The sequence below is a fragment of the Roseburia sp. AF42-8 genome, assembly GCF_003435965.1.
In the GTDB taxonomy this organism is placed as follows: domain Bacteria; phylum Bacillota; class Clostridia; order Lachnospirales; family Lachnospiraceae; genus Roseburia_C; species Roseburia_C amylophila.
In genome coordinates, this window is the sequence record NZ_QTVB01000008.1 from 1 (window position 1) to 14,528 (window position 14,528).

Annotated in this window: 15 protein-coding genes and 1 pseudogene; 13 read left to right on the top strand and 3 right to left on the bottom strand. The window is 42.5% G+C overall.

Features of this window, described 5'->3' with window-relative positions; all coding sequences use genetic code 11:
* Window positions 1-32 precede the first annotated feature (32 nt).
* The 3 genes from DW059_RS16705 to DW059_RS05015 all read right to left on the bottom strand — a co-directional run bounded on the left by DW059_RS16705 (window position 33) and on the right by DW059_RS05015 (window position 2,172).
* Window positions 33-389 (bottom strand): hypothetical protein, encoded by a 357-nt coding sequence (locus DW059_RS16705; RefSeq protein ID WP_117698027.1) that lies wholly within the window; start codon window positions 387-389, stop codon window positions 33-35.
* Between the two features lie 38 nt (window positions 390-427).
* Window positions 428-985, bottom strand: a complete 558-nt coding sequence (locus DW059_RS16710; protein ID WP_117698028.1) for a hypothetical protein — start codon at window positions 983-985, stop codon at window positions 428-430.
* 248 nt (window positions 986-1,233) lie between these two features.
* Complete coding sequence (locus tag DW059_RS05015; RefSeq protein WP_117698029.1) at window positions 1,234-2,172, bottom strand: tyrosine-type recombinase/integrase; 939 nt, start codon at window positions 2,170-2,172, stop codon at window positions 1,234-1,236.
* A gap of 178 nt (window positions 2,173-2,350) precedes the next feature.
* Between DW059_RS05015 and DW059_RS05020 the strand changes: the two genes are divergently transcribed.
* From DW059_RS05020 to DW059_RS05070, 13 genes and pseudogenes are all read left to right on the top strand, one after another.
* Window positions 2,351-2,710, top strand: a complete 360-nt coding sequence (locus DW059_RS05020; RefSeq protein ID WP_117698030.1) for an ArsR/SmtB family transcription factor — start codon at window positions 2,351-2,353, stop codon at window positions 2,708-2,710.
* Window positions 2,711-2,723: 13 nt separating this feature from the next.
* Window positions 2,724-2,942 (top strand): cation transporter, encoded by a 219-nt coding sequence (locus tag DW059_RS05025; RefSeq protein ID WP_117698031.1) that lies wholly within the window; start codon window positions 2,724-2,726, stop codon window positions 2,940-2,942.
* 10 nt (window positions 2,943-2,952) lie between these two features.
* Window positions 2,953-4,826: pseudogene (locus DW059_RS05030) on the top strand (heavy metal translocating P-type ATPase).
* Window positions 4,827-5,015: 189 nt separating this feature from the next.
* Complete coding sequence (locus tag DW059_RS05035; RefSeq protein ID WP_117698032.1) at window positions 5,016-5,714, top strand: ABC transporter ATP-binding protein; 699 nt, start codon at window positions 5,016-5,018, stop codon at window positions 5,712-5,714.
* An 8-nt stretch (window positions 5,715-5,722) separates the two neighbouring features.
* A complete protein-coding gene (locus DW059_RS05040) occupies window positions 5,723-7,984 on the top strand; it encodes an ABC transporter permease (protein ID WP_334294163.1) in 2,262 nt (753 codons plus the stop codon).
* A 216-nt stretch (window positions 7,985-8,200) separates the two neighbouring features.
* Entirely contained in the window at window positions 8,201-8,818 is a 618-nt protein-coding gene (locus DW059_RS05045) for a DUF3793 family protein (RefSeq protein WP_117698034.1), read from the top strand.
* Window positions 8,819-8,830: 12 nt separating this feature from the next.
* The gene (locus DW059_RS05050; RefSeq protein WP_117698035.1) at window positions 8,831-9,262 is read left to right on the top strand and encodes a flavodoxin; all 432 of its coding nucleotides are present in this window, start codon (window positions 8,831-8,833) and stop codon (window positions 9,260-9,262) included.
* A gap of 276 nt (window positions 9,263-9,538) precedes the next feature.
* Window positions 9,539-10,822: a M14 family metallopeptidase gene (locus DW059_RS05055; RefSeq protein WP_117698036.1), complete on the top strand. Its 1,284-nt coding sequence runs from the start codon at window positions 9,539-9,541 to the stop codon at window positions 10,820-10,822.
* 53 nt (window positions 10,823-10,875) lie between these two features.
* The gene (locus tag DW059_RS05060; protein ID WP_117698037.1) at window positions 10,876-11,826 is read left to right on the top strand and encodes a leucine-rich repeat domain-containing protein; all 951 of its coding nucleotides are present in this window, start codon (window positions 10,876-10,878) and stop codon (window positions 11,824-11,826) included.
* Between the two features lie 48 nt (window positions 11,827-11,874).
* Complete coding sequence (locus tag DW059_RS17050) at window positions 11,875-12,255, top strand: DUF2201 family putative metallopeptidase (protein WP_330408287.1); 381 nt, start codon at window positions 11,875-11,877, stop codon at window positions 12,253-12,255.
* A gap of 29 nt (window positions 12,256-12,284) precedes the next feature.
* The gene (locus tag DW059_RS17055; protein WP_330408288.1) at window positions 12,285-12,677 is read left to right on the top strand and encodes a hypothetical protein; all 393 of its coding nucleotides are present in this window, start codon (window positions 12,285-12,287) and stop codon (window positions 12,675-12,677) included.
* Window positions 12,678-12,685: 8 nt separating this feature from the next.
* A complete protein-coding gene (locus DW059_RS17060) occupies window positions 12,686-13,168 on the top strand; it encodes a VWA-like domain-containing protein (RefSeq protein WP_330408289.1) in 483 nt (160 codons plus the stop codon).
* Window positions 13,169-13,197: 29 nt separating this feature from the next.
* Window positions 13,198-14,526: an AAA family ATPase gene (locus DW059_RS05070; RefSeq protein WP_117698038.1), complete on the top strand. Its 1,329-nt coding sequence runs from the start codon at window positions 13,198-13,200 to the stop codon at window positions 14,524-14,526.
* The last annotated feature ends 2 nt before the right edge of the window (window positions 14,527-14,528 follow it).

Sequence of the window (14,528 nt, forward strand, 5' to 3'; positions counted from 1 at the left end):
ATTTTTTACAAATAATAGCGCATTCGGAAGTACTACTGACACGAGGGACTGAATTTTATTTCAAGAAAATATAGTTCCCCTTTTTCAGTAACACGGTAATCAATGCGCGCAATATCTCTAGCTCCCATATGTTCAAAAATTTGTTGTGATGTTTGCTGTATTTTCTGGCACATACTTGCAGCGATAAAATCAGAGGCAGTATATTGTTTCCTTAATTTTTGGGACTTTTCTTTAAGTCCCAAAACCTCTTGCGAAAAATAAATCTTGTCATTAATACTTGTAAGTATCACTTCGTTAAAGCGATAGTCATTAGGATTTCCTATGATTAGATTCGTTATTTCATAGCCAGGAATATATTCTTCTATAACAATTTCGGTAAAGTTATTCATAGCCAGGAATATATTCTTCTATAACAATTTCGGTAAAGTTATTCAATTTTTTTTAAAGCAGTTTCTAATTGTTGAATATTGTGGCATACGCTAGTATCTGAAATGCCAAGTGAAGACCCTTCGGTATTAGGTTTTACAATAAGAGGATAATTCGGTAATTCTATGTCATGTAAAGAAATATTTTTATTGGTAAGGCGATTAATCAAAATACCCTCTGGAATATTTATATTTATTTCTTTGACAGATAATTTAGAATAATGTTTATTATTCATCAATGCAACTGTAAATGTTGGAGAACCTGAATAATGAACATTTAACATTTCACATAACATAGGTACTTGTATCCTACTATATGGCTGTGTTAGTCCGTCAGACATATTTATAAATATGCAATCAGTAAAGGATTTTTTTTGAATATATGCATCAATTAGTTGGTTTACTCCACCAAAAATCTCACAAGTATATCCACCAGTATTTAAAATCTTACAAATTTCTTCAATGCTATTTCGAGTTGGATGATCATTAAATATCGTGTTCCCAGTACTTAAATTTTCAAAGTCTTCTCGAAAATCACATATTATTTTTATTTTTTGCATTTGTCATTTCTCCGCATATACATCAGAATATTATTTAATCTGACAGGCAGTGTCTGATTGTCCTGTCTATTTTTGAAAGATAATACATGATTATCCATCAGTTATAGTTCATTTAAATCCTGTTATACAAACAATGACAACATTCCTTCCAAGAATGAAACAAAGAAAACAAAAGAATGAATAAGTATATGAATAAAAAGAACTGCCAGAAAAGCAATACTGCCAATTCTAACAGTCCTTTTTATCTTTTACCCCACCCTGAAATCCTTCCTTGGATGTTTGTTCATCAGAATGTCCCGCTGCTTTGCTGTGGAAACATGGGTGTAGATTTCCGTGATGTGGATGGAACTGTGACCAAGCATTTCCTGGATGTAGCGGATATCCACATCGGCTTCTAAGAGGCTGGTGGCGAAGGTGTGGCGGAACATGTGCGGAGTGATGTGCATATCAATGGAAGCAAGGCTGCAGTATTTCCGGATGGTTCGGCGGACGTACTGGTCGGAGAGAGGACGTCCTGCCTGGTTGACGAAGAAGCGGTTGGTACGCTTAATATCAGGAAGGTAATATTTCCGGTATTCCAGCAGGGTGTGGACAACATCGTCATTGCCAATCTGGAGGAGCCGCTCTTTGGAACCTTTGCCGAAGATAAGCAGAGTCCGGTTGGAAAGGTTGATGTCATCCGGTGTGATGGAACACAGCTCAGAGATTCGGATGCCGGTGGCGAAGAGCAGTTCGATAACAGCAGCATCCCGGAGCGCATTTTTACGCTGGAAATCGGTAGCGGCGTAGGAGTATTGGTGATAGATAGAAGATAAAAGCAGTTCAATCGTAGGAAGCGGAATGGTTTTAGGAAGAATCACCGGTTCCCGGAATTTGATATGCAATTTGTTAAAAGGGTTGGAGACAATGCGGTCGCGGTAGTCGAGGTAGTGGAAAAAGGCTTTGAGGGAGGCAAGCTTTCGCTTTACGGTTTTGGGCTTGAATTGTTCATGAAGGGAGGCAACATAGGACTCTAATATGGCAGGAGAGATGTCAGATATACTGTAAGCAGAAGGAAAAGCAGCCGCAAGGCTGGTACCAAACTGTGTAAGGTCGATGCGGTATGCTTTTAAGGTTTTGCCATCAAGGCGTTTCTGGGTGCGGCAGTAGGTTAAATACTGGTTCATTTCAAAGTTAAAATCATGCATAATAAATACTCCTTTGTATGTGGCAGGAGGCTGTCCTGCCTGAATATAGATATAAGAGTATATCATAGAAAAATTTTTTATAAAAATTTCCAACTTCATATTGACAATTTGAAATCCCAAGCGTATTATGAACATATGAACAAATGCTCATATGTTAAAACGACCTGGAGGTGAGAAGATGGCAATGAACGATGTAGAATGCTGCGAAGAAAACTGCATTCATGCAGAGCTTCTTAAGAAGGCACGGGAGAAGATGCCGGATGAAGATGAATTATATGATCTGGCAGAGCTTTTTAAAGTATTTGGTGATTCTACCAGAATCCGGATCCTGTTTGTATTATTTGGCTCGGAAGTATGTGTGTGTGATCTGGCAGAGACGTTGAACATGACGCAGTCAGCAGTATCCCATCAGCTTAAGATTTTAAAACAGGCGAAGCTGGTAAGCAGCAGGCGGGAAGGAAAATCCGTATTTTATTCACTGGCAGATGAACATGTAAGAACCATTATCGACCAGGGCAGAGAACATATTGAAGAATGAGGAGGATATTATAATGAAGAAAAAATTTAAATTGGAAGACTTAGACTGTGCAAACTGTGCAGCAAAAATGGAAGATGCAATCAAGAAAATCCCAGGAGTCAATGATGCTGTAGTAAGCTTCATGACACAGAAGATGACCATCGATGCAGAAGATGAGCGTTTTGAAGAAATTATGGATGAAGTAGCCAAAGTATGTGCAAAGGTAGAACCGGACTGCCGGATTCTGCGATAGGAGATAGCTTATGACAAAGAATCAGAAAAAAATGCTGGAACGTATTCTGGTTACTGCAGTGCTGTTTGTAGCACTTCTGGTATTGGAACACGTTGGTGTCTTAGAACAGATTACACAGCCAGTCCTGATTTTTATTATTTATCTAGTACCATACCTTTTGATTGGCTATGATATTATATTTAAAGCATTCCGGAATATCAGTCATGGACAGGTATTTGATGAGAACTTTCTGATGATGATTGCAACGTTTGGAGCATTTGGAGTACGGGAGTATTCCGAGGGTGTTGCAGTTATGCTGTTCTATCAGATTGGAGAACTTTTCCAGGCTATGCCGTTGGAAAATCCAGACAGTCCATTGCAGATATGATGGACATTTGTCCGGAATATGCCAATGTGGAAGAGGATGGCAAATTAGTCCAGGCAGATCCGGATGATGTGGAAATCGGCACTGTCATTGTGGTAAAACCGGGCGAGCGTATTCCGCTGGATGGAATTGTAGTAGAAGGTGAGTCCATGGTCGATACCGCGGCACTGACCGGAGAATCTGTTCCAAGAAGAGCAGCAGAAGGTGATGAAATCATCAGCGGCTGTGTCAATGGAAGCGGTACTTTAAAGGTAAAAGTAACAAAAGCATTCGAAGATTCCACAGTATCCAAGATTCTGGAACTGGTGGAGAATGCAAGCAGCAAGAAAGCAAGAGTGGAGAACTTTATCACCAGATTTGCAAAATATTACACTCCGGTTGTTACCATTGGAGCAGTAATTCTTGCAATCCTGCCACCGATTATTTTGGGCGGCGGCTGGGCTGAGTGGATTCAGAGAGCCTGTATTTTCCTTGTTATTTCCTGCCCGTGTGCCCTTGTAATCTCCGTCCCATTGGGATTCTTCGGCGGTATCGGAGCATCTTCTAACTTAGGTGTTCTTGTAAAAGGAAGTAACTATTTAGAGGCAGTGGCTGAGATGACCACTATCGTATTTGACAAAACCGGTACACTGACCAAAGGCGAGTTCAAGGTATCTGAGGTACTTCCGGTAAATGGAAGCAAAGAGGAACTCTTAGAGCTTTCAGCCCATGTAGAAGGATATTCCAATCATCCAATTGCTAATTCCGTGCGTGAAGCCTATGGCAAAGAACTGGATATGAACCGGGTAAATGGAACAGAAGAAATTGCCGGACATGGAATTCATACATTTGTAGATGGAAAAGAAGTATGGCTTGGAAATGCCAAAATGATGGCAGCCCGGAATATTTCCTATACCGAAAACAGTAGTGCTGGAACCGTGATTTATGTTGCGGTAGATGGAGCATTTGCCGGAACCATTGTAATTTCCGATTCCATTAAGGAGGGCGTAAAAGAAGCTATCCATAGCATGAAGAAGGTAGGCGTGAAGAAATGCGTTATGCTGACCGGAGACCGTAAGGCAGCAGCACAGGCAGTAGCAGATGAACTGGGACTGGATGAAGTGCATGCAGAATTACTGCCGGGTGACAAGGTAAGTCAGGTTGAGGCACTTCTGAAAGAACAGCATGAGAAAGAAAAACTTGCATTTGTGGGTGATGGCATCAACGATGCACCAGTACTGACCAGAGCAGACATTGGAATTGCAATGGGAAGTATGGGGTCTGATGCGGCAATCGAAGCTGCAGATGTAGTTCTTATGGATGATGATGTACGAAAGATTGCATCTCTTGTGAAGATTGCAAGAAAGACACTTTCCATCGTGCACCAGAATATCGTATTTGCACTTGGCGTAAAAGCAATTGTGCTGATACTCGGTGCATTTGGTATTGCCAATATGTGGGAAGCAGTATTTGCAGATGTAGGTGTATCTGTCATTGCAATTTTGAATTCCATGCGGACACTGCGCATTGCAAAGAAATAGTATAAAGGCGTTTATTGAGAAAAAGAATCAGTAAACGCCTTTCTTTTACCAAACAGATAGTCTATACTAACAAAAGTTACAAAAATCTAACAGGAAGTCGGAAATAGTACAGCATTGGGAAAGAGGGAAGCAGGAGTAACAAAATAAAAGAACTGAAAAAAGAGTCAGAAAAGAAAAAGGAGGATGAATATGTTTCTGGAGATTCAGGATTTGAAAAAAAGTTTTGGACAGGGAGAGGCAAAAACAGAAGTTTTGAAGGGAATTAATTTCTCTGTTGAAAAAGGTGAGATTTGCGTATTGTTAGGACCGTCTGGTTCCGGTAAATCAACACTTTTGAATATTATTGGAGGAATTGATAGTGCAGACAGCGGCTATATTTCCATCAATGGAGAGAAAACAGCAGATATGAACGAAAAGGCACTGACGAATTACCGCCGCCGCCATTTAGGATATGTATTTCAGATGTATAATCTGATCCCAAACCTCAATGTGAAGGAAAATATCGAGGTAGGAGCATATCTGAGTGATAAATCATTAGACATTGACGAATTGCTTAAGACACTGGGACTTTATGAGCATCGTCATAAGCTGCCAAACCAGTTATCCGGTGGACAGCAGCAGCGTACAGCCATTGGCCGTGCCATTGTAAAGAACCCGGATATTCTGCTCTGTGATGAGCCGACCGGAGCACTGGATTACAATACATCCAAAGAGATTTTGAAGCTGATTGAGGATGTAAATCAGAAATATGGAAATACCGTTATTATGGTTACCCATAATGATGCCATCAAAAACATGGCAGACCGTGTCATTAAGCTGCGTGATGGACAGATTCGAAAGGATTACACCAATGAAGTGAAGATTCCTGCACAGGAACTTGACTGGTAAAGGCGGTGATGAAAGTGAAGAGTCCATTAAGAAAACGAATTCCAAGGGAATTGAAAACAGATTTTGGAAAATATCTTGTGATTTTCCTGTTCCTGATAGCTACTATCGGATTTGTATCGGGATTTCTGGTGGCAGGAAGCAGTATGATAACTGCCTATAATGAGAGTTTTGAAAAGTACAATATTGAAGACGGTAATTTCGAGCTGATGGAAGAAGCTGACGATACCCTGCTTACAGAACTGGAAAAAGAAGGCGTAACAATTTATGAGAATTACTATCTGGAAGAAGAGGTGGTAAATGGCAAGTCAGACAGTACCCTCCGTATTTTTAAACCGAGAAACGAAGTGGATAAAGTATGTCTGATGGATGGAGAAATGCCGCAGCAGGAAGATGAAATTGCAATTGACCGGATGTATGCGGACAATAATTCCTTAAAAGTAGGAGATACCATTAAAGTAGGCGGTGAGAAAAAGACCATCAGTGGTCTTGTGGCATTATCAGATTACAGTGCTCTGTTTTCCGATAGCAAGGATCTGATGTTTGATGCCATAAAATTTGGCGTTGCCATTGCCACAGAGGGTGCCTTTGATGCTTATGGTACCGGAAATCTCCATTACAGCTATTCCTGGAAATATGAAAAAACTCCGGCTGATGATACGGAAGCAAAAGAGAAAGCAGAAGATTTTATGAAAGTGCTGGGCAGTAAGGCAGCAATAGCAGCATACATACCGGCATTTTCCAATCAGGCAATTCATTTTACGGGAGATGATATGGGTGGAGACAAAACAATGGTAATGACGTTGTTATATATCCTGATAGCGATTATGGCATTTGTCTTTGCAGTTACCACCAATAATACGATTACAAAAGAAGCGGCAGTCATCGGAACGCTGCGTGCATCCGGCTATACCAGAGGAGAACTGCTGCGGCATTATCTGCATCTTCCGGTACTGGTGACAATCGTAGCAGCAATTATTGGAAATATACTTGGCTATACCGTATTTAAAAATATGGTAGCAGATTTGTACTATGGAAGCTATAGTCTGCCGACCTACCATACCATCTGGAATGGGGATGCGTTTATCCTGACAACGGTGATTCCGGCAATCATAATGATTGTTATAAATCTGCTTTTGATTTCTTCCAAACTGCGTATTTCACCACTGAATTTCCTGCGCAGGGATTTGGGCAGAAGAAAGCGGAAAAAAGCAGTAAAACTGCCGCATTTCAAATTCTTTAACCGGTTCCGTATCCGTATTATTTTACAGAACCGTGCGGGCTACCTGACTTTATTTATCGGTATTGCTTTTGCAGAAATTCTGCTGGTTTTCGGCATGATGATGTCACCACTTTTAGAGCATTATCAGGATGAAGTGCTGTCCCACATGCTTGCAGATTATCAGTATGTATTAAAAGCACCGGTTCCAACGGAAACAGATGGCGCAGAGACTTATCTTGCCGGTAGTTTAAAGACAATGCCGACAGAATTCAGCAGCGAAGAGGTCAGCGTCTATGGAATTGAAAAAGACAGTGCTTATGTTGATATTGATTTCCCAAAAGAAGGTGTTTATATTTCGGATAGTTATGCAGAAAAATACCGGCTTGCAGAAGGCGATACCATTGAGTTAAAGGAAACTTATGGAGATAAGAAATACAAGTTTAAGGTGGCTGGAATCTATGAGTATCCGGCAGCGGTGGCAATTTTTATGCCGGAAGAGGAATATCGGGATGTATTTGACAAAGAGGAGGATTATTTCAATGGATATTTCTCCGATAAGAAGATTACCGATATTGAGGATGCCTATATCATGACGACCATTACAGAAGATGACCTCACCAAGGTATCAAGACAGCTTGATGTATCTATGGGCGGCATGTTCTATCTGATGAATGTATTTTCTGTTGCACTGGCAGCAATCCTTATTTACCTGATGACAAAGCTGATTATCGAGCGGAATGCTTCATCCATATCCATGGTTAAGATATTGGGTTACAACACCCGAGAAATTGGGAAACTGTATCTGACAGCCACCACCTGGATTGTGGTGATATCCGTTATCCTGGGTGAAGCAATTGCTACCGAGACCATTAATGTCATCTACCGGGCAATGATGAGTGATTACTCCGGCTGGCTGAGCATCTACTATGACCCGAACATCTACTGGAAGATACTTCTGATGGTACTGGCGGCATACTTCGTAGTTGCATTCTTCTGCCTGGGTAAGATTCGGAAGATACCAATGGACGAAGCTTTGAAGAATGTAGAGTAGAACTTGAAAATGTAATATTGCAGCGAAACTGCTGGTATTTTTATACAAGTATATTTTCATCCCACCCAGCCAAACTAAAACCATATCAAACTAACTGAAATTCTTAATATGATAAAGAATTCTCACCACGCACATTTTATGTTGACAACAGAAATGTAATTAGTTATGATAAACACAAGTTAGGAACAGCTAACTAGAACGAAAGGAAAAGAAACTATGAGTACAGAGATTCTGGAAATTGTACAACAGATGGATTTACACAATGCAGAGACGCAGTTAGCGTTACAATGTGCCCCATTGATCGCAGGAGTAAAGATATCCAATCTCTTAGTCGTTTCAACAGGCATGGAGGATGCGGTAAAACAGTGCCTGAGAAAATCCGGAATTTCATTCCTGCTACTGCTCAGGACCAGGGAAAAAGCTCGTTACCTTCTTTTTCGGAAGAAACCGTTGGAGGCGTATCTGATGCGTAAAGAGATATGGGAGCTGCTGCAGGAGTCCGGTTATCAGGACTTTACGCTCGGAAATATTCTCAGTACGTTTCAGAAACGTTACCAGGGTTATATGTGCGGAGAACCTGGCTTTCCTCATGAAATGGGATTGCTGCTTGGCTATCCGGTAGAAGATGTAAGAGGGTTTATGGAACAGAATGGACAGAATGCACTCTATCAGGGTTACTGGAAAGTGTATGCGCATGTTCCGGAAAAGAAACGTCTTTTCGCACGCTATGATATGGAAAAAGAGACCATCATCCAGCTTCTCTCCAATGGAGTGGGAATGCGGGACATCATTGGTATTTATAATGACAGCATGCCGCAGAAAGCGGCTGTTTAGGAGGTAGAAAAAATGAGTAAGATTCAGGTAGTTTATTGGACACAGTCAGGAAACACACAGGCAATGGCTGAGGCTGTTGGAAGAGGAATTGAAGCAGCTGGCAAAGAAGCAGAGGTTGTTGATGTAAGTACAGCTGATATGGATGCATTAAAAGCTTCTTCCGTATTTGCAATGGGATGTCCTGCAATGGGTGCAGAAGTCTTAGAAGAAGGCGAGATGGAGCCATTCGTTGAAGAAGTAGAAGGCTTTGCAGCAGGAAAGAAAATCGCATTATTCGGTTCTTACGGATGGGGCGATGGACAGTGGATGCGTGACTGGGTAGACCGTATGACAAGTGCAGGAGCAACCGTTGTAAATGGCGAAGGTGTGATTTGTCAGGAAGCACCGGATGACGATGCAGTCGCTACATGCGAAAGTTTAGGCAAACAGTTAGCAGGAATGTAAATTCCAAAAACAAAAACATTTCCGTAGGGTACAAACAAATTGTATTATATATCATAACCAGAAGAAGTCTTGCAGAAAACTGCAAGGCTTTTTCACTTTACAGGAAATTGCTTTCCTGTAAAGTGAAAAACGCTCCGCGAGGATGCGCACTGCGGCGTATAAGGTAGATGTCGCAAGCGACCGCCGCAGGCGCGAGAATGTGGCAGGGCACATTCTTTGTTACGTTTTGAAAACAGCTGCATATACTGATAAGAAGGACTGGAAACAGGTGAAAGAATGAAAGTATTGAATCTGGGAGAACGCTCCGTGCTGGTACAGTATGTGCAGCTGGCATTAAACCGTGCGGGATATGATATAAGGAAAGATGGAATTTTGGGAGAGAATACCTGCAGGGCATTGCGGCAGTTTTTAAGGAAAAAGAGCGGGGAAGAATTTAACTGTAAAATAGATGATGTAGTGTGGGGAAAGCTTTTCCCTTATTTAAAAGGATATACGATGCATGAAATAAAATCCGGTGATACATTATGGGGTATTGCGGCAAATTATGACACCAGTGTATCAGCGATTATGACAGCCAATCCAACAGTAAATCCGCTGGCACTGCGGACCGGAAGTATTCTTGCAATTCCATTCTCTTTTTCGCTTGTAGCAGAAGATGTGGCTTACACTTCTTATCTCAATGACTGGATATTGGAAGGGCTTACGGTACGCTATCCTTTCTTGGTTCAGGGAAATATTGGAAAAAGTGCGATGGGAAAGGAAATTCCCTATCTTCGGATTGGAACAGGAGAGCGGGAAGTCTTTTACAGTGGAGCATATCATGCCAACGAATGGATTACCACACCGGTCCTGCTTAAATTTGCGGAAGAATATGCCCATGCATTTGCAGCGGGACGCATGCTTTATACTGTGCAGGCGGCATGGCTTTTTTATGGATTTTCCCTGTATCTTGTTCCCCTGGTAAACCCGGATGGCGTGGATTTAGTGAATGGAGTATTAGAAGAGGGTGCATCCTTAGAAGAGGCAGAGCGCATTGCAGCTGATTATCCGAAGATTCCATTTCCGAATGGATGGAAAGCCAATATAGAAGGAATTGATTTGAATCTGCAATTTCCGGCGGGCTGGGAAAATGCCAGAAACATTAAATTTGCCATGGGATTTACAACACCGGCACCAAGAGATTATGTGGGAGAGGCTCCCCTTGTGGCACCGGAAAGCCGCAGTGTCTATGAATTTACAAGAGCCCATAATTTTTCGTTAATTCTGGCATATCATGCACAGGGAGAAGTGATTTACTGGCGGTATCTTGACTATGAACCGGCAGATTCCAGAAGAATTGCAGAATACTTTGGCGAGGTCAGCGGATACCGGGTGGAAGAGACACCATCTGCGTCGGGTTATGCTGGTTTCAAAGACTGGTTTATTCAGGAATACAATCGTCCCGGCTATACCATTGAGGTGGGAATGGGTGTAAGCCCGCTTCCAATGAGCCAGTTTGCCGGAATCTATGAAGATAACCGTCTGATTTTAGAAGGCGGAATGACGGAACTTGTGCGATAACCGGGGATGTGTTATATTGTAGCAGAGAAAAGTTGAGGAAACTGGAGCGTAAGATGAACACAGCATACAGCTATGAGATACAGCCGCTGGATGAACATTCCATAAGCATAGAGCGTGTATATGGGACGACACCGGTTGTTGTAATTCCAGAACAGATAGATGGATTCACAGTAAAGAGAATAGGCGCATATTGTTTTTCGGAAAGCAAACATGTTCCGGCAGATGCCGTTACCATCGGCGAAGTGGACAGTTTTATGAAGGCATTATGTGGAAATGATATCGAAGAAATTTCTTTGCCGGATTCCGTGGAACAAATCGGGAATCTGGCATTTTATAATTGCCGCAAATTACGAACACTTACCTTGGGGCGTTTCTTAAAAGAATTAGGAAGCGATGCCTTTATGAACTGCCGGAGCTTAAAGCGGCTGGTGCTTCGTTCTTCCATGGAAGAAGCCAGTGGCGCACAGCTTATCTTAAATCAGGTTCGGGCTGATTTGGAAGTGGAATTTAAGGAAGCCTTATTTTTCTATCCGGAATATTACGATTCCTATGAAGAAATCGGACCGGCACATATATTTGCACTGAATATTGCGGGGGAAGGTTTCCGGGCAAGACAGTGTTTTCATGAGCGGATGGTAGATGCCGCCGCATACGATATGATATTTGAGCGGATCTGCATTGAGGAGAAGATGTGGACTGCAGCCAGAATGGCACTTTGCAGACTGGCATATCCGGTGGAATTAAAGGAAGAAGCCCGTGAACGTTATCTTTCTTATTTAAAAGAACATGCCAGTGAGGTATGCGATGTTTTGATTCAGAAAAAAGATTTAGCATTATTAGAGCTGATATGCCGGCTTCAGGTGGTGGAGCGGAGTGGAATCACTGCATTAATCGAGCAGGCGGCAGAAGCCGGCTGGGCAGAAGGCAGTGTCAGCTTAAGCAGCTGGCAGCAGAAATATTATAAGGAAGAAGCAGCTTCTTCCTGTTATGATATTGAGTGGTAAAAACAGCAGAAAATTAAGAAAATATGCAGTGGCAGAAAGGAGTAGAAGATGGCGCATATTAAGACCCAGACCGAATGGGAAAATGATATGTCTGTAAAAATCTTGCAGCATGCAAGAAGTGAAATCTATCTGGATTTGCGATATCTTGATGTGGCACTTTCTGCATTGAAGCCTCAGGCAATGGAAGGCTTAGAGACAATGGCTACGGACGGAGAGAGTCTCTTTTTCTCAGCAGGACAGGTAATACGTGTATTCCGGAATAATCCGGCATTTATGAACCGGGCGTACCTGCACACGATATTGCACTGTATTTTTTCACACTTATTTTTAAAAGGAAACAGAGATACGAAGCTTTGGAATCTTGCCTGCGATATTGTAGTGGAGCAGACCATTGACGGCATGGACAAGCCTGTACCAGGCGCGCATTAAGCTTTCTGCGGCAGCAGACCTATGAAGCGTTGAAGGGTGAGGGGCGGATTTCAGCAGCAGTGGTATACCGCTGGCTGCGGGGAAAATCCATGGAAGAGCTTCTTACCTTAAATCATGAATTTTATACGGATGACCACCGTTTCTGGAAAGAGGAAACCGGCAATGGCGCGGCATCTGCGGCCAGAAATAAATGGAATAAGATAGCAAGGCAGACCAGTATGGCGAAGAAGCGGCATGGAGATGAGCCGGAAAAGGGAGAAGAACTTCTGATGACACAGATCAGTGCTGCGAAAAGCCGCCGGAGTTATAAGGAATTTTTACAGAAATTTTCCATACTACAGGAAGAATTAAAATGCAATCCCGATGAGTATGATTTGAATTATTATACCTATGGGCTGCGGCTTTATAAGAATATGCCCTGATAGAACCGGTGGAGAGCCGGGAAGTAAAGAAAATCCGGGAATTTGTAGTGGTGGTAGACACCAGTTATTCTACCAGCGGCAGTTTAATCAAAGGCTTTTTAAATGAGACATTTGGCATTTTATCCCAGCAGAACAGCTTCTTTCGAAGATGCAGAATCCGGATTATCCAGTGCGATGATAAAGTGGAAATGGATGAGGTAATCAGCAGTCAGGAAGAAATGGAGCGGCTGCTAAAAAGCTTTCAGGTAGTGGGCGGCGGAAATACAGATTTTCGACCGGCGTTTACTTATGTAAACCAACTAATCAAAGAAGGAAACATCCGGCATCTGGATGGACTCTTGTACTTTACCGATGGCAAGGGCATTTATCCGGTAAAGAAGCCGGAATATAAGACCGCATTTTTATTCTTGGGAGCCTATGATGAGACGGCAGTACCGCCATGGGCAATGCGGCTGCAGCTGGAGCCGGAAGAGCTGGAACAGAATGCATGAGAGAAATAATATAGATTGGAAGAAAACAGATGAATATCAAACAGGCAAAGGAAGAAATCAAACATACCGTAACAGCATATTTGAAAAAGGATGATGAGGGCAGATATAAGATTCCTCTGATTCGTCAGAGACCGGTCTTATTAATGGGACCGCCGGGAATCGGCAAGACCCAGATTATGGAGCAGATTGCAGAGGAGTGCAAAATCGGACTGGTAGCATATACGATTACCCATCATACCAGACAGAGTGCAGTGGGACTTCCTTTTATCAAAGAAATGGAATTTGCAGGCAAAGAGTATTCCATAACGGAATATACCATGAGTGAGATTATTGCCAGCGTATACCGGAAAATCGAGGAAGGCTGTCCGGAAGGAATCCTTTTCATTGATGAGATTAACTGTGTGTCTGAGACACTGGCACCGACCATGCTGCAGTTTTTGCAGTGCAAGACCTTTGGTAATCAGGCAGTGCCGGAGGGCTGGATTATTGTTGCAGCAGGCAATCCGCCGGAATACAATAAATCGGTGCGGGAATTTGATATGGTAACCTTGGACCGTGTCCGCTGTATGCAGGTAGAGGCAGACCTTGGTGTTTGGAAAGCTTATGCCAGAACAAGACATATCCATGGTGCAATTTTAAGCTATCTTGAGCTTCGTCCAAAGAATTTCTACCGGGTGGAAGCAGATGTAGACGGCTTGCAGTTTGTCACAGCAAGAGGCTGGGAGGATTTAAGCATTCTGATGAAGACCTATGAAGAAATGGGGCTTCCGGTAGATGAGACCGTTGTAGGAGAATTTTTACACCATAAGGATGTGGCAGAGGATGCGGCAGCATATTTTGATTTATACCAGAAGTATAAGGATGACTATGGAATTCCGTTAATATTGGAAGGAAAGATTCGGCCGGAAGTATTTGCCCGGATTTATGATGCAGCTTTTGATGAAAGACTCAGCGTGGTCAATCTTTTGTTGGACGGATTACAGAATCTGTTCCGAAGCTATGGAAAAGAAAAGGCTAAGACAGATCGCGACTTTGCAGCCTTGAAAGAGTACCGTAATTCCGAAGGGGCAAAGAAAGAAGTTTTTGAGGAAAAAAAGGCAGCCTTTGATATCCAGAGAAAGACATTAGAAACAATCGAAGAAAAGACCGCAGCAGCCTTAGAGCATGCGTTTGATTTTATGGAGCAGGCATTTGAGGGCGGCCAGGAAATGGTGGTATTTGTAACAGATCTTGCTACCGTGGCAGAATCCGCAAGATTCTTAGCCGAGCACAACTGCGACCGCTATTTACAGTATAATCAGGAGCTGCTGATTGGAAGCAAGCGGGCAGAGCTTTTAGCCGAGCTGAACCGGGACTAGTT

What these genes read in the sequence shown, in the direction of transcription:
- DW059_RS16705 (WP_117698027.1), bottom strand. Translation starts at nt 389, where the DNA reads ATGAATAACTTTACCGAAATTGTTATAGAAGAATATATTCCTGGCTAT.
- DW059_RS16710 (WP_117698028.1), bottom strand. Translation starts at nt 985, where the DNA reads ATGCAAAAAATAAAAATAATATGTGATTTTCGAGAAGACTTTGAAAAT.
- DW059_RS05015 (WP_117698029.1), bottom strand. Translation starts at nt 2,172, where the DNA reads ATGCATGATTTTAACTTTGAAATGAACCAGTATTTAACCTACTGCCGC.
- DW059_RS05020 (WP_117698030.1), top strand. Translation starts at nt 2,351, where the DNA reads ATGGCAATGAACGATGTAGAATGCTGCGAAGAAAACTGCATTCATGCA.
- DW059_RS05025 (WP_117698031.1), top strand. Translation starts at nt 2,724, where the DNA reads ATGAAGAAAAAATTTAAATTGGAAGACTTAGACTGTGCAAACTGTGCA.
- DW059_RS05035 (WP_117698032.1), top strand. Translation starts at nt 5,016, where the DNA reads ATGTTTCTGGAGATTCAGGATTTGAAAAAAAGTTTTGGACAGGGAGAG.
- DW059_RS05040 (WP_334294163.1), top strand. Translation starts at nt 5,723, where the DNA reads ATGAAAGTGAAGAGTCCATTAAGAAAACGAATTCCAAGGGAATTGAAA.
- DW059_RS05045 (WP_117698034.1), top strand. Translation starts at nt 8,201, where the DNA reads ATGAGTACAGAGATTCTGGAAATTGTACAACAGATGGATTTACACAAT.
- DW059_RS05050 (WP_117698035.1), top strand. Translation starts at nt 8,831, where the DNA reads ATGAGTAAGATTCAGGTAGTTTATTGGACACAGTCAGGAAACACACAG.
- DW059_RS05055 (WP_117698036.1), top strand. Translation starts at nt 9,539, where the DNA reads ATGAAAGTATTGAATCTGGGAGAACGCTCCGTGCTGGTACAGTATGTG.
- DW059_RS05060 (WP_117698037.1), top strand. Translation starts at nt 10,876, where the DNA reads ATGAACACAGCATACAGCTATGAGATACAGCCGCTGGATGAACATTCC.
- DW059_RS17050 (WP_330408287.1), top strand. Translation starts at nt 11,875, where the DNA reads ATGGCGCATATTAAGACCCAGACCGAATGGGAAAATGATATGTCTGTA.
- DW059_RS05070 (WP_117698038.1), top strand. Translation starts at nt 13,198, where the DNA reads ATGAATATCAAACAGGCAAAGGAAGAAATCAAACATACCGTAACAGCA.